Source organism: Calothrix sp. NIES-2098 (assembly GCF_963875125.1).
Taxonomy (GTDB): Bacteria; Cyanobacteriota; Cyanobacteriia; order Cyanobacteriales; family Nostocaceae; genus Aulosira.
In genome coordinates this window covers 8,521,750-8,534,628 of the sequence record NZ_CAWNKJ010000001.1, presented here as the reverse complement: position 1 = coordinate 8,534,628, position 12,879 = coordinate 8,521,750, and the positions used below count along the sequence as shown (strand labels likewise).

Genomic DNA, 12,879 nt, shown 5'->3' with positions numbered 1-12,879 from the left:
CGATAATAAGCGATCGCTAATAATTAATTACCTTTGAATCTTGACTTTTGAATCTTGACTAAAACTTGGTTGATATACGCCTTGGGTGGTGGTTGGGGACATCTGACTCGCGCTTTATCTTTGGGTAGATTGGCTGCAACTCAAAGAAAAGTGAAAATTATTACTAATAGTCCTTATGCACAGCAAGTAAATAACGAAGGGTGTTTTATTTATGTAATTCCTGAAAATGCAGGTTTTTCAGAAACTTGCTTACAAGTCAGGGAAATATTATGCAACACTGCCTACGATCGCTTAATTATTGATACTTTCCCCAGAGGTTTAGGGGGTGAGTTAGTAGATATATTACCCAATTTGCGTCATATCCCACAAATTTTGATTCATCGGGATATTAAGCCACGTTATATAGCTGCTAAAAAACTACGGTCTTTTGTGCTGGACAACTTTGATAAGGTGATTGTCCCTGGTGAAGGAGAAGATCTACCATTTTGCGATCTACCTATGGTGCAACATACAGCACCCTGGTTAATTCGTAACTCTTGGGAATTAGCCGATAGAATTACTATGCGATCGCATATCCTCAAAGTTGATGAAACTGTCAAAACTATCCTGGTTTGTGCAGCCGGAAGAAAATCAGAATTGTCTTTGTTTGGCAAGTTAGCGTTACATCTACAGCAAAAATTTCCTGATTGTGCAGTCAGAATTTTAGCTGCTACTTTACCGAGAGAATGTCCAGAGGCTTTATGGGTGTCTCATTATCCAGGGATTGAATGTTTAGCCGCTGCTGATGTTGTCGTAGGAGGAGCAGGCTACAACACAGTTTACGAATGTGCCGCCGTCGGTGTACCTTTGGTAGCGTTAGCTTTCGAGCGAATCTACGATCGCCAAGAAAGGAGAGCTTATAAGAGTTATGGGGTGCAAAATCTCACAGATACGCTACTTGACGAGCAGCTACTACGTATCGAACAGACTGTGAGCTTTCTCTTAGAGCAAGCAGAACTAAGAGAAAAATTATCTGTACCATCTTATATTAACGGTGCTGTGCAAGCAGTTGATTGCATTGAGCAAACCTGATAGTTTATACCGTTGAGCATCATCCACAATTCAAACAGCTAACGAATTAGAGGTTATTCGTCTGTTTTAACTGGTAATAATCAGTCCTAGGGTAGTAGGAATTTTTATTTAGCACATATTATACAAACTAATTACTATTTCCCCCTTCCCAAATTTAAATTCTCATAACTAAAATCTAAAAGTTCTTACACCTATACCCATTGTGAATCTGAGCCGCCTGATACCAATATTTGATAATTCTGTCTCCAGCTGGGCTTTAGAGGCGCGGCTGTTGCGTTGGTTAACATTGATTTGGCTGTTCGTCGGTTTGATTATGCTGTTTTCAGCATCTTATACCGTTGCGGCAGCACGTCAGGATGATGGGTTGTATTACTTTAAGCGTCAACTGCTGTGGGTTTTGGTGTCGTTAATTTTATTCAACATTATTGTGCATCTCCCTTTAAAGAAAATTTTGGGAGTAGCCCATTGGTTTTTGATATTTTTTTTAGTCTTAATTTTTATTACCCTTGTACCGGGAATGGGAAAAAAGGCATTTGATGCAGCGCGCTGGATAGCTATCGGGCCCATTCCCATTCAACCCTCAGAACTGATTAAACCCTTTTTGGTATTGCAAAGTGCGCGAGTATTTGGCCAATGGGAAAAATTAAGTTGGCGGATTCGCTTTACTTGGTTGGGAATTTTTGGTCTTGTACTTTTGGGAATTATTGCCCAACCTAACTTAAGTACAACAGCACTTTGCGGCACAACTATCTGGCTAATCGCTTTAGCAGCGGGAATACCTTACAAGTACTTAGGGGGGACAGCAGTTGGTGGAGTTTTGTTAGCTTTACTGAGTATTAGCATCAAAGAGTATCAGCGCAAACGGGTAATGTCATTTATGAATCCTTGGGCTGATGCTACAGGAGATGGCTACCAACTAGTGCAAAGTTTACTCGCCGTAGGTTCTGGTCGGACTTGGGGTTCGGGGTTTGGGCTTTCGCAACAAAAACTGTTTTATCTGCCAATTCAAGACACTGATTTTATCTTTGCCGTATTTGCTGAAGAATTTGGCTTTGTTGGCAGTATAGTTTTGTTAATTTTGTTAGCTTTATTTGCCACTTTAGGATTGATGGTGGCGCTCAAGGCGAAAAATCCCGTATCTCGCCTAGTAGCGATTGGTATCACCATTGTGATGGTAGGACAATCATTGCTGCATATTGGGGTTGCTACAGGTGCGCTACCAACTACTGGCTTACCCTTACCCATGTTTAGTTATGGTGGTAATTCAATGATTGCTAGTCTCATAGCAGCTGCGTTACTGATTCGCGTAGCAAGAGAGAGTAGTGAAGCAGATGTAGTTCCATTAAGAACAACTAGGACTGAACCTCAGCGTCAACGCCGAATTTTCAAGAGAACTAAAGTTTAAGTAATTACTAATTCATGAGTGAGAGCGATCGCCAAAAAACTATCATCCAAGCAGGACAGAAAGTAAATTTTGTAGATTTGGGTAATTCTTTCTTACCTGCATTTGAAAAGGTTACAAGTGTTTTGGTTGTGCCTTTTACTCAGGATGGTTCAATGGTATGCGCTCTCCTGGAACGTGGGCTAGACCTTCCTGGAGGCCACGTGCAGATAGATGAATTGACCTGCGAACAAACCGCCAGACGTGAGGTGATGGAGGAAGTTGGCGTTAGTTTGGGTGAATTAAAACTTGTGAAAGTTCTCCAGTCTGACTATTACGGTAGCGAACCGGAGCAATTGACATACATCGTAGTGATGACTGGATTTGTTGAAGATATACTTTCTGACAACTACATTCACGAAAGTTTAGGTAGAAGTATTATTAATATTGAGGAATTTATCTCACAATATCAAGCTGGCAATAAAGAAGATATGCGCAGCATTGTCCTAGATGCTAAAAGATTACTTTTTGACAGTTGCGATCGCACATCAACTTATTAATATATTCAACAAGAAAGAATATCATCTAAGCGAAGTTGAAGACCAGGTAAAAGTAGCGATCGTATTAAAATTCACACCGCAATTTTGACTAAAAGCTAGATTTATAATGCATTCTCATAGTCCAAGAAGCAGAGTTTCTGCGCAAGACAGCAGGGAAGCGATCGCTCTATTTAATTTACCAAAGGCTTAAGTTGTAGCGAATTTACTAAAGTTGCCTGGTGTAAGTCACTGAAAACACGCAGACTTTAATTACAGAACAATGCAGCAACAATATTTTAACTTGGCTGCTCAAAAGAAAGCGGCATATTGCTATTACATTCTATGTACTAGCATCAAATCATGTTTTATTGATGGTCATCCAAAAAAAACATTAATTTGCTAACTCCGAACACATATCTGCACTATTATCAAGGTATTTTCATGTTTTTTATCATGACTTTACTGACAGTTACATACAACGATTGGAGTATAAAATTTAAAGAAAAATTGGGTAAAACTGCATCAACTAACTTACATAATTGTATTTGTACTCCCCTGGCATATCCTAGATAAAATGTCATCACATTGGAGTTATCTCACTCCTTGAGAACTAACCGTTACTTTTATATTTATTTATCTCTTTATCAAAAGAAAGTTATTAGAGAATAAAGCTATATAAGAATTTATTACTAAAGCTTGACGGTATTAAATACTATAAATCGAATTTAATTGGAGAATGCAATGGCTAAGGAAGAAGATTATATTTCTGATGATTCTATATTCTTATATAGAGGAAAATTGTTAAACCTTGAATTTTACAGAAAAAATTATGGTAATTCTCTAAGGGATGATCGGGTTATAGAAGATGCAAAATCACCTAGAGAAAGAAAAAATAACACTTATAAATCTGAGTATAAATATCTATGTTTACTGATTGGAGTTCTTGCCTTATTAAGTATTGGTATGTGCATACAAGCAGATGCTATTGCTCAAGCTTTGCGCGAAATAGCAAGAACTTCAGTCCAACAAACAATTCGGATGAAATAATTAATCAATGTATTTGTGTGTTCGGGTTTGCTATAGTACTGCTATGCGGAATTGACTGGGAACACTTGTCAAGCGATCGCACTCTTTTTGTATTTCCTGTTGAGTTTTGGCGGATTGAAATTTATCCCACCTTTTTACAATGAGGATTACATCCCGCTTGCGTCTGCTTGGTCGTTTCATCAAGTTTAGCTATTCAATGGAATTTTCGCTTTTTGGAACAATTGCTCAACAGTAAATTCCAACCCTTCAAACAAAGAATCTGTGAGTAATTCATCTCCCATAAAAGTTTGTGGTGGTGCATCTGGGTAAAACACTGTAATGCTTCTGGCTTTAGTATCTACCACCCATACCCGCAAAACTTGAGCATCTAAATAATCTTTGGCTTTAGCCACCATTTGCCCAAAAGTTTGTCCCGGCGAAATAATCTCAATCACCAAATCTGGAGGAACAGGACAAGCTTCATCTTCGTTCCACTCAGGAGGTAAACGTTTATTAGAGATGTACAAAAGATCCGGTGTTGGTACCCAATCTTTTCCTCGACGGGTTAATGCTATAGCCCATTCTGGACAAACTATCCCTTTTCCCTCACACCATTGTTCAATTAGATTAAGAAAGGCGTGGGTAAGCTTGGAGTGAAAAAACTTTGGTGACATTTTAGCAATTGCTTGACCATTAACGAGTTCGTAGGTGACATCTCCCTCACCTGGAGAAAGATTGAGGAACTCTTGCAAGGTCAGTTGATTATTTGCTTGGAGGATCATGGCATAAATTAGCAGTTAGCTAATTTTATTTTGGCATTTTGAATTGTTTACATTCCCTGCAATACTTGCCGAATAGTCTCTGCTGGAACCTCATCGGTAACTGTGACTACACCAATTTGTGTTGGTAAAACAAATCTGACTTTACCCGCTTTCACTTTTTTATCTAGTTGTAGTGCGTCAACAATTGCTGCAATATCCAGTCCAGATGGTAACTGCGTCGGTAAACTTGCTTTCTGAATTAAAGCGTTTTGACGTTCTGTATCTTCTTTTTGCCACATTCCCAGTTCTACAGCAATTTGTCCGGCTGCTACCATGCCAATACCCACAGCTTCACCGTGATTGACTACACGATAACCAGTCAAGCTTTCCACTGCATGACCGATGGTGTGACCATAGTTGAGAATTGCCCGCAGTCCAGCTTCTTTTTCATCTTTACTGACGACATCGGCTTTAGCTTGACAGGAGCAAGTTAAGATAGCGTCGATGAGTTCTGGTTTAATGTAGCGGAGTTGATTTAGGTGTTTACTCGCTTCCATTTGGGCAAATAATTCCGCATCCCAAATTACACCGTACTTGATTACCTCTGCCATTCCCGCCCGGAATTCCCGTACAGGAAGAGTTTTCAACACCTCTGGATCAATTAATACTAAGCGCGGTTGATGGAACGCCCCAATCAAGTTTTTACCTTGGGGATGGTTGACACCCGTTTTACCACCAATAGCTGAATCTACCATTGCTAAAAGTGTGGTGGGAACTTGCACCACGTTAATACCCCGCAACCAAGTTGCAGCCGCAAAGCCAGCCATATCACCAATTACACCACCACCCAAAGCCACAATCGTGGAGGAACGTTCTAAGCGGTTTTCTAAAGCTGCATCGTAGAGTTTTTGAATCGAGTTGAGGTTTTTGTAGCGTTCGCCTGCGGGCAAGATGGAATTAGCCACTTCAAATCCTGCCGTTTTTAAAGATGCGATCGCTCTTGCGCCATAATGTTTAAAAATCGTCGGATTAGAAACCAGCAGTACCTTCTTACCTAACTTCAAACTGCTCATTTGTTCGCCCAGTCGATCTAAGCTTCCAGGTGAGATCGCAATCTCATAAGATTGCTGTGGTAGATTCACTTTAATTACAGAAGTCATTGCCCAGCCCCAAAAACACGCCGTGGGCTGTATTTTATCGCAATCTGGGGGAATAAAAGCAGGGGGACAAGGGAGTGTGGGGAGTGTGGGAAAAAATGCGACAAGGAGGACAAATGACAAATGACCAATCACCAATACCCACTAACTAATGATTCAATATATTTAGTGAAGTATTGTGGAGAAAGATAAATGTTTGCAGTGGTAGCTTATATCGGTTTCTTGGCTTTGTTTGTTGGTATCGCATCTGGTCTGCTGTTCGGTCTGCGCGCAGCCAAGATACTTTAATCAATAAGTAAGTAGGGTAGGCATATTGCCCACCTTTCAGCTAATTGGGGATAGGCAAGATGCCCATTCCCCCACAATCTCAATCATCCCACCACAGCAGGACTTGTCACCTTTACCTCTTTTTGAGCAGGTGGACGCATTTCTAAGCCCAGCAAGTTCAGCATTTCCCTATCAGTGTCGTAATCTGGACAGGGAGTGGTCACGGTTAGCATTTTGTTGTCGTCGCTGGAAAAGATAGAATTGGCTCCAGCCATAAAGCAGAAGGCTTGTTCAACTTGAGAAAGTCTCGCCCTTCCGGCACTGAGACGCACATCGGAAGCTGGCATAACAATGCGTGCTGTAGCAATCATCCTCACTACATCCCAAATGGGGACATCTGGCTGATTTTCTAGGGGTGTGCCTGGTACTTGCGAGAGAATATTAATGGGCACAGATTCGGGATGAGGACTGAGGTTTGCCAAGGTATGTAACATGGAAATGCGGTCTTCAGCAGTTTCACCCAGTCCCAGAATACCGCCGGAGCATACGGTAACATTAGTCTGGCGGACATTTTCAATTGTGTTCAGGCGATCGTCATAAGTCCTAGTGGTGATGATGGTGCTGTAATGCTCCCGTGAGGTATCCAGGTTATGGTTATAAGCGTAAAGTCCGGCTTCTTCCAGTCGCTTGGCTTGTTCTGCTGTGAGCATTCCCAAGGTACAACAGACTTCTAAACCCATAGCGGTTACATCTTGAACCATTTCTAGGACTGTCTCAAATTGGGAATTGTCTCGCACCTCACGCCAAGCTGCACCCATACAGATGCGGCTGACGCCTGTCTGTTTAGCTTTTTGGGCAATGCTAACTACCGTGTCTTTTTCTAAAAGTGCTTGGGCTTTTACTTCTGTTTTGTAGCGGGAAGATTGGGCACAGTAGTTACAATCTTCTGGACAACCCCCGGTTTTAATAGAGATGAGCTTACAAACTTGAATTTGTTTTGGGTCATGATATTGGCGATGTACGCTAGCAGCTTGATATATAAGCTCTAGCAATGGTGTATTGTATATCGCCTGTATTTCTGCTTCTTGCCAATCGTAGCGTATTCTTCCTACCGACATCACTTATCCTTGTTATAGGCTGGATTTATCAAGAGCTGTCTTTTCGTTGAATATCTTAAGATACAGCATTTGGAAATGCGATCGCATAAACTTACGCTGCGGATTGTGCTGGAAATGCGATCGCTTTTTCATCCATCTGCTTTAGATATTAGAAATCAGCTTATCAAGATTTTGGTTGTGTAGTAGATTCACCGTCAAATTACTTGCTCTGCCAATCTTTAACAAAGCAATCTCCGGTAACAGTCACAGTGTTAACCTTTGGGAATATCTTCCTCAAGTTAGATCGAATAACAAAGGCCGCTGCTGATAAATTTATCAATTGTGGACAATGCTTATAAAATTTCTGTAAACTAAATTACACTTTTTTATTTATTCCCAATTCCAGTAACTCAAATTTACTACACATGAGAACGGTTAAAATAACCTAAAAAATTTTGGTGAAGGAGTCAACTTAAGTATTTATTCTTATGAAATCAGAGCTACCCCTGATAACAAGCGATCGCCTATTATTAAGAATCGGTATTCAAGAAGATATACCACAGATTCTCAAATATTTTATCGAAAATAAAGAATATCTTACGCCATATTATCCCGCTTGGGCTGAAGGATTTTTCACACAAAAATACTGGCAATATCAGGTTGAGGGTAATTTAATAGAATTTATTAATGATCGCTCATTAAAACTATTTATTTATCCTAAGAAAAATCTGACTGAAATTATTGGCACAGTCAATTTTAGTAATTTTGTCCGGGGTGCTGCTCACTTTTGCTTTGTGGGATATAGTCTCGCAGAAACTGCACAAGGCAAAGGCTACATGACAGAAGCACTACAAGCAGCTAATCAGTATGTTTTTCAAGAATTAAATATGCATCGTATTATGGCAAATTATATGCCTCACAATCAACGCAGTGGTAATGTACTTAAAAGACTGGGCTTTGTTGTTGAAGGATATGCCAGAGACTATTTGTTAATTAATGGGCAATGGCAAGATCATATTCTGACAAGTCTCACTAATTCTAACTGGCAAATATCTAAAACTTAGCTCAATAATCTGAGAGTGACTTTTACTAGTTACTATTGAAACATAAAAAAAATTCATAGCAATTCCATACAAAATACACAACAACTCCACAATCGAATGTAATAGTATTTGGAGTTCATACCAAGTTGCTTCAGCAACACCAGGTGAAGGGGAATATGATACTAGCGATCGTATTCCCACTTTTTTATCTCAGTATTCAGTCAGTTCTTAGTCGAGACTTTATTCCGGTATCGACAAAACTTTTGCAATGAACCAGTAATGCCAGAGGTACTATTAAGAGAAGAATTAATCAAGCTTTATTTGTAATGACTCTGGCTGAAACTCCCAACCAAACAAATTCTAGCAATCCTTTTCTTCGCCTCAAATACGAACCAGCTTTAGAATCTTTAGGCAATGACTACTACGACGAAGTAGCAGCAGCGGAATTTCCTCAACATATACTACGCTGGCGCAATGACGCAGTTCTACCGCGACTAGGGCTAAATCCCCAAACTGTTACTGATGAAGATTTTATTAACGCCTTTGGCAAATTTCAAGAGCGCAAACCGTTGTTAGCCTTGCGTTATCATGGCTACCAATTTGGCGAATATAACTCTGCTTTAGGTGATGGTAGAGGCTTTCTCTACGGACAAGTACGCGGTATTGATGGCGAATTGTACGATTTTGGCACAAAAGGTTCTGGTAGAACGCCCTACTCTCGTGGTGGTGATGGGATGCTGACACTTAAAGGTGGGGTTAGGGAAGTTCTAGCTGCTGAGGCTTTGCATTACTTGGGTGTACGCACCTCACGCTGTTTAAGCACGATTGAAACAGGTTTATCTCTGTGGCGGGGTGACGAACCTTCGCCAACTCGCTCATCTGTAATGGTAAGGATGAGTAGTTCTCATATTCGGTTTGGAACTTTTGAGCGATCGCACTATTTACGCCGTCCAGATTTAACCCAAAAGTTATTAGACCATGTAATTGAGCATTATTATCGTCACCTAAATACAGAAACAGAGAAATATTCCCTATTTTATGCAGAATTAGTTAAAAGGGTAGCCCAACTTGTAGCTCAGTGGATGGCAGCTGGTTTTTGTCATGGAGTTTTAAATACGGATAATATGTCAATCACAGGGGAGAGTTTTGACTACGGCCCTTATGCATTTATTCCTACTTACGATCCCTACTTTACTGCGGCATATTTTGATTACTATAGACGCTATTGTTACAGCCATCAGCCAGGTATTTGTAAGTTAAATTTAGAAATGCTTCAAGAACCTTTAAAAGCAATCATTGATAGAGGTGATATGGAGCATGGATTAGCTAGCTTTGATGAATATTATCGGGCAGAATATCGCTCTTTGATGTTGAAAAAGTTAGGCTTTGAACAGTTGCTAGTGCCCGAACTTGATGAGCTTTTTCCCTTAACACTAGAATTTTTACAAGATAGCCAGGTTGGTTATCACCAATTCTTTTATGAGATGGCTCGCACCTTTTCAATTCAGTGGCGAGATGACCCAGCATTTGTTTTGCATAGTTCGGATATTGTACCAGCTACGGGATCATCAGCGATTTTTGATAATTGGTGTATTTTATACCATAAGATTCTAAATAATTTTGCTCCCGAACAAATGGAGATAATTGCCCAAACTTTGAAGCGTTATAATCCGAAAACAGCTTTATTAAGACCTGTAATTGAGTCTGTTTGGGAACCAATTGCACAGTCAGATAATTGGCAACCATTTTATGAACTAATTAACCAAATTCAATCAGTTAATTAGGTAGCTATCATGATTCTTTTCTCTTTGTGTCTTTGTGTCTTTGTGGTTCAATATTCTTTACCACTAAGGCACTAAGGCACAAAGTATTTTTAATTTGTGGAATTGCTATAGATTTTCCCAAAACTGCGATCGCCATTAATTTCAATAACTAAATTCGCAGACTTAAGCAAGGGTTTAATAAATAATTCTGGGTGAAGCGATCGCCAAAAATAATTGACAAATTGTTCTATCTCTTGTTCGCTCATTCCTGGCTTACCAGCTGCCATCATCTGCTGTTCTGCTTGTTTGCGCCATGTTAAGGAACAGCGATAATCAGTTGGATATAAAACTATTAAACTATCCAAGCGTTCCCAAAGCGGCAGATAATTCTCTAACTGACGATTCATATCGCGAGCAAAGGAGCGATCCTCGTCTGTGAAAATAGGTGGTGGTGCGTTATCAAAAACCTGTGGATCGATGGGTCGCACTCCCACAAACCAACCTTCAAATAGCAAAATATCCACGTCTGAGACAATTTCTGGAGTAGTGCGATCGCCTGCACCGTTGTAAGCTGATTTATCAAACCGAGGGACGACTACTGGACTTTGTGACTGGTGAATCCGATCTAGTAAATTCAAGCCGAGATCGATATCGTGGGTTCCTGGCGGCCCGCGCCAAATTAAGCGGGGATCTTGTTGGGTTAAAATTAGGCGATCGCTATAGGTTTTGTATAAGTCATCCAAAGATAAATTCAAAGTGCGGTATCCTAACTCTTGCAGAATCAAGGTTAGTGCCTGGCACATTGTGGTTTTACCAGTTCCCTGTACTCCTAAAATTCCCTGAATGAAAGGATGTCCCAATTTTTGGCGCTGGGATGCTATTTTGATTGCTAAAGGTAGCCACAAATCCCAGAGGATAGGTAACATCGCTTGGGGTTGTACTTGCACAGTAGTTTGGCAAAACTCGCGAAAAGCTGGAAGCACAGATTTGAGTAACTGCGATCGCGCTTGGATGACTTCATCCACATTTTCTGGTGTAATTCCAAAAGCTTGCGCCCGGAAATTATCTGCTAAAGCTGCTGCTTTTGCTTGTCTCAACCAAGTTTCCGTAGTTGTATTTGTTGTGAAAATCTCACTCAGCCATGAATCCATAATCTTTACGAACCAAGCTTAAAGGCTTCAATAAACAGGCTGTAGGTAAAACCAACCTTGAGAATATTTAGCGATTCTATCCATAGCGATCGCTTAGATAAAAAGCTACGGCTGTAGAATATTCTGCTAGTAATTTCTGTTAAAAATACTAAAAACGCTGCGACAACAATGTCCAATTCAGCCTTCTGTCCAGCTGTAGTGGAAATTGCCGTTCCCAGAAAAGTCCCAAACAAAAAACTCATAATCAGTAGCGAAAAGCGCCGCCACGGGTTGATAAACCATTGTTCCAAGCGTCTAGCAATGGCATCAAGCAAGTTATTCAGACGGGTGTTTTGCATGATTGGGATGGCAATAAACAAGTCAAGAAATCATGAGATATTTCTCTTTTTGAGGATATCGGTTTTAGCATAAGCTTGTTTTAGCAGTAGTTTAGATATTTATTTGGTTGTTCAGTGTCGATTAAATTTTATACCTGGTGTCATCTTCAGAAAGCACAGATCCTCAGAGAATTTTTGCATGTGAGGTCTCACCCCTCAACAAGAAGAGTTATCTTAAAAGATGAAGCGTGAAATATTAAAAAAAATAAAGCTCATACCCCAAAAAAATTTCAGGGTTTGTAGCTATATGCTTTGTTTTGATCGCTACTTCTAACATCCAAATTGCTCTTTGTGCTTCTCCGAAAAAACTTCCTAGCTATGTATCATATTGTTTGTTTTAGTTGATATTTCCTCAAAGATAATGCCTCGATTCATCGGGTCTCTACCTGATTTTTGCATAGAGAATCAAGGTAATTGTTTTTGCTAGTATGTTTCCTGAAAATGCTACTTATGATACATAGCATGACTTGATTTCAGGAGACTCTATAGTAGGCAGTTTCTGTGCCTGCAACTCCAAAGAATAGGCTACTATTTGGTCAAGCCTAGACAAATACTTATTTCTAATAACTATCAATTATGAAAACGTCAGTGTATCGTAACGCTGCTGTTCTAGCCTGTTCTTTAGGACTGTTAGGGTTACTGGTGGGGTGCTTTGGGATGAGTGTTTCTTTTGAGACGACAGATCCAGACGCAGCTTCATCACAGCCCAATGAAACTCCTCTGGTTTCAAGCAATCCATCGTCAGCTGTTGCTCGTGAAACATTTACCTCCACTAACGTTTCCAATTCAGTAACTACCGCAAGTAACCAAGTAGAACATAGCACTAGTCAGGTTACTACTCGCTTGGCATATAGTCAAGACTCAGTTGGAAATGCCAGCGATCGCGGAACTTTACGCATGAGCAACCAAACTAATCAGCCTGTGCGATTAGCCCTACTAGCCAGAAAGTCTTCACACAAAAGCTCTTCTGCTGCGCAAACGCAGTCTGAGATCCCAGCACATTGGGATTTTGCGCCTCAAGAAGGAAGTGAAAGGGGAATGCTGCTATCTTTACCTAACGGTAATTTAAAGCTAGAGAAGGGAGATATTGTAGTAGCCTTTGCACAAGATGGTTCCCGTCGCTACTGGGGCCCGTATGTGGTTGGAGAAACATCCTTACCTAAATGGGATTCCCAAAAGCAAGAATGGCAGCTGATCCTTACTCAGTAGCCAGTAGGGGCGGGTTTGGCAAAATATTTATCTAGTA

14 protein-coding genes are annotated in these 12,879 nt (G+C 40.4%); 8 read left to right on the top strand and 6 right to left on the bottom strand.

What is annotated here, in order from left to right:
• Positions 1-54 precede the first annotated feature (54 nt).
• The 4 genes from AACU33_RS35865 to AACU33_RS35850 all read left to right on the top strand — a co-directional run bounded on the left by AACU33_RS35865 (position 55) and on the right by AACU33_RS35850 (position 4,038).
• Positions 55-1,071, top strand: coding sequence for a UDP-N-acetylglucosamine--LPS N-acetylglucosamine transferase (locus tag AACU33_RS35865; protein ID WP_096594989.1), 1,017 nt, complete (start codon positions 55-57; stop codon positions 1,069-1,071).
• A 202-nt stretch (positions 1,072-1,273) separates the two neighbouring features.
• A complete protein-coding gene (locus AACU33_RS35860; RefSeq protein ID WP_096594988.1) occupies positions 1,274-2,476 on the top strand; it encodes an FtsW/RodA/SpoVE family cell cycle protein in 1,203 nt (400 codons plus the stop codon).
• Between the two features lie 14 nt (positions 2,477-2,490).
• Positions 2,491-3,012, top strand: coding sequence for an NUDIX hydrolase (locus AACU33_RS35855; protein ID WP_096594987.1), 522 nt, complete (start codon positions 2,491-2,493; stop codon positions 3,010-3,012).
• Between the two features lie 720 nt (positions 3,013-3,732).
• Positions 3,733-4,038 carry a hypothetical protein gene (locus AACU33_RS35850; protein ID WP_096594986.1) on the top strand — a complete coding sequence of 102 codons (306 nt, stop codon included), beginning with the start codon at positions 3,733-3,735 and terminating at the stop codon, positions 4,036-4,038.
• 30 nt (positions 4,039-4,068) lie between these two features.
• Here AACU33_RS35850 and AACU33_RS35845 read toward each other — a convergent pair whose 3' ends face one another.
• From AACU33_RS35845 to aroB, 3 genes are read right to left on the bottom strand one after another with little or no spacing between them, the layout of a single operon-like run.
• Complete coding sequence (locus AACU33_RS35845; RefSeq protein WP_339376469.1) at positions 4,069-4,218, bottom strand: hypothetical protein; 150 nt, start codon at positions 4,216-4,218, stop codon at positions 4,069-4,071.
• Positions 4,219-4,223: 5 nt separating this feature from the next.
• On the bottom strand, positions 4,224-4,799 hold the full coding sequence (locus tag AACU33_RS35840; RefSeq protein ID WP_096594985.1) for a Uma2 family endonuclease: 576 nt from the start codon (positions 4,797-4,799) through the stop codon (positions 4,224-4,226).
• A gap of 47 nt (positions 4,800-4,846) precedes the next feature.
• Complete coding sequence (aroB, locus tag AACU33_RS35835) at positions 4,847-5,938, bottom strand: 3-dehydroquinate synthase (protein ID WP_096594984.1); 1,092 nt, start codon at positions 5,936-5,938, stop codon at positions 4,847-4,849.
• Positions 5,939-6,127: 189 nt separating this feature from the next.
• Here aroB and petL point away from each other — a divergent pair, with 189 nt between their 5' ends.
• Positions 6,128-6,223: a cytochrome b6-f complex subunit PetL gene (gene petL / locus AACU33_RS35830; RefSeq protein ID WP_086756995.1), complete on the top strand. Its 96-nt coding sequence runs from the start codon at positions 6,128-6,130 to the stop codon at positions 6,221-6,223.
• 83 nt (positions 6,224-6,306) lie between these two features.
• Here petL and bioB read toward each other — a convergent pair whose 3' ends face one another.
• Positions 6,307-7,320, bottom strand: a complete 1,014-nt coding sequence (gene bioB / locus AACU33_RS35825) for a biotin synthase BioB (protein ID WP_096594983.1) — start codon at positions 7,318-7,320, stop codon at positions 6,307-6,309.
• A gap of 467 nt (positions 7,321-7,787) precedes the next feature.
• Here bioB and rimJ point away from each other — a divergent pair, with 467 nt between their 5' ends.
• Entirely contained in the window at positions 7,788-8,363 is a 576-nt protein-coding gene (gene rimJ, locus AACU33_RS35820; protein WP_096594982.1) for a ribosomal protein S5-alanine N-acetyltransferase, read from the top strand.
• Positions 8,364-8,668: 305 nt separating this feature from the next.
• Positions 8,669-10,126: a protein adenylyltransferase SelO gene (locus tag AACU33_RS35815; protein WP_096594981.1), complete on the top strand. Its 1,458-nt coding sequence runs from the start codon at positions 8,669-8,671 to the stop codon at positions 10,124-10,126.
• A gap of 89 nt (positions 10,127-10,215) precedes the next feature.
• Here AACU33_RS35815 and AACU33_RS35810 read toward each other — a convergent pair whose 3' ends face one another.
• Both AACU33_RS35810 and AACU33_RS35805 read right to left on the bottom strand, forming a co-directional pair.
• Positions 10,216-11,256: a glycerate kinase gene (locus AACU33_RS35810; RefSeq protein WP_096594980.1), complete on the bottom strand. Its 1,041-nt coding sequence runs from the start codon at positions 11,254-11,256 to the stop codon at positions 10,216-10,218.
• Positions 11,257-11,261: 5 nt separating this feature from the next.
• The gene (locus AACU33_RS35805; protein ID WP_096595506.1) at positions 11,262-11,594 is read right to left on the bottom strand and encodes a DUF565 domain-containing protein; all 333 of its coding nucleotides are present in this window, start codon (positions 11,592-11,594) and stop codon (positions 11,262-11,264) included.
• A 615-nt stretch (positions 11,595-12,209) separates the two neighbouring features.
• On the opposite strand from AACU33_RS35805, the gene AACU33_RS35800 reads away from it, so the two are divergent.
• Positions 12,210-12,842 (top strand): hypothetical protein, encoded by a 633-nt coding sequence (locus tag AACU33_RS35800; RefSeq protein WP_096594979.1) that lies wholly within the window; start codon positions 12,210-12,212, stop codon positions 12,840-12,842.
• Positions 12,843-12,879: the final 37 nt, after the last annotated feature.

Excerpts from the sequence above, each read along its gene's own strand:
- AACU33_RS35855 (WP_096594987.1), top strand. The coding sequence starts at position 2,491 with ATGAGTGAGAGCGATCGCCAAAAAACTATCATCCAAGCAGGACAGAAA.
- AACU33_RS35850 (WP_096594986.1), top strand. The coding sequence starts at position 3,733 with ATGGCTAAGGAAGAAGATTATATTTCTGATGATTCTATATTCTTATAT.
- AACU33_RS35845 (WP_339376469.1), bottom strand. The coding sequence starts at position 4,218 with ATGAAACGACCAAGCAGACGCAAGCGGGATGTAATCCTCATTGTAAAA.
- AACU33_RS35840 (WP_096594985.1), bottom strand. The coding sequence starts at position 4,799 with ATGATCCTCCAAGCAAATAATCAACTGACCTTGCAAGAGTTCCTCAAT.
- aroB (WP_096594984.1), bottom strand. The coding sequence starts at position 5,938 with ATGACTTCTGTAATTAAAGTGAATCTACCACAGCAATCTTATGAGATT.
- petL (WP_086756995.1), top strand. The coding sequence starts at position 6,128 with ATGTTTGCAGTGGTAGCTTATATCGGTTTCTTGGCTTTGTTTGTTGGT.
- bioB (WP_096594983.1), bottom strand. The coding sequence starts at position 7,320 with ATGTCGGTAGGAAGAATACGCTACGATTGGCAAGAAGCAGAAATACAG.
- rimJ (WP_096594982.1), top strand. The coding sequence starts at position 7,788 with ATGAAATCAGAGCTACCCCTGATAACAAGCGATCGCCTATTATTAAGA.
- AACU33_RS35815 (WP_096594981.1), top strand. The coding sequence starts at position 8,669 with ATGACTCTGGCTGAAACTCCCAACCAAACAAATTCTAGCAATCCTTTT.
- AACU33_RS35810 (WP_096594980.1), bottom strand. The coding sequence starts at position 11,256 with ATGGATTCATGGCTGAGTGAGATTTTCACAACAAATACAACTACGGAA.
- AACU33_RS35805 (WP_096595506.1), bottom strand. The coding sequence starts at position 11,594 with ATGCAAAACACCCGTCTGAATAACTTGCTTGATGCCATTGCTAGACGC.
- AACU33_RS35800 (WP_096594979.1), top strand. The coding sequence starts at position 12,210 with ATGAAAACGTCAGTGTATCGTAACGCTGCTGTTCTAGCCTGTTCTTTA.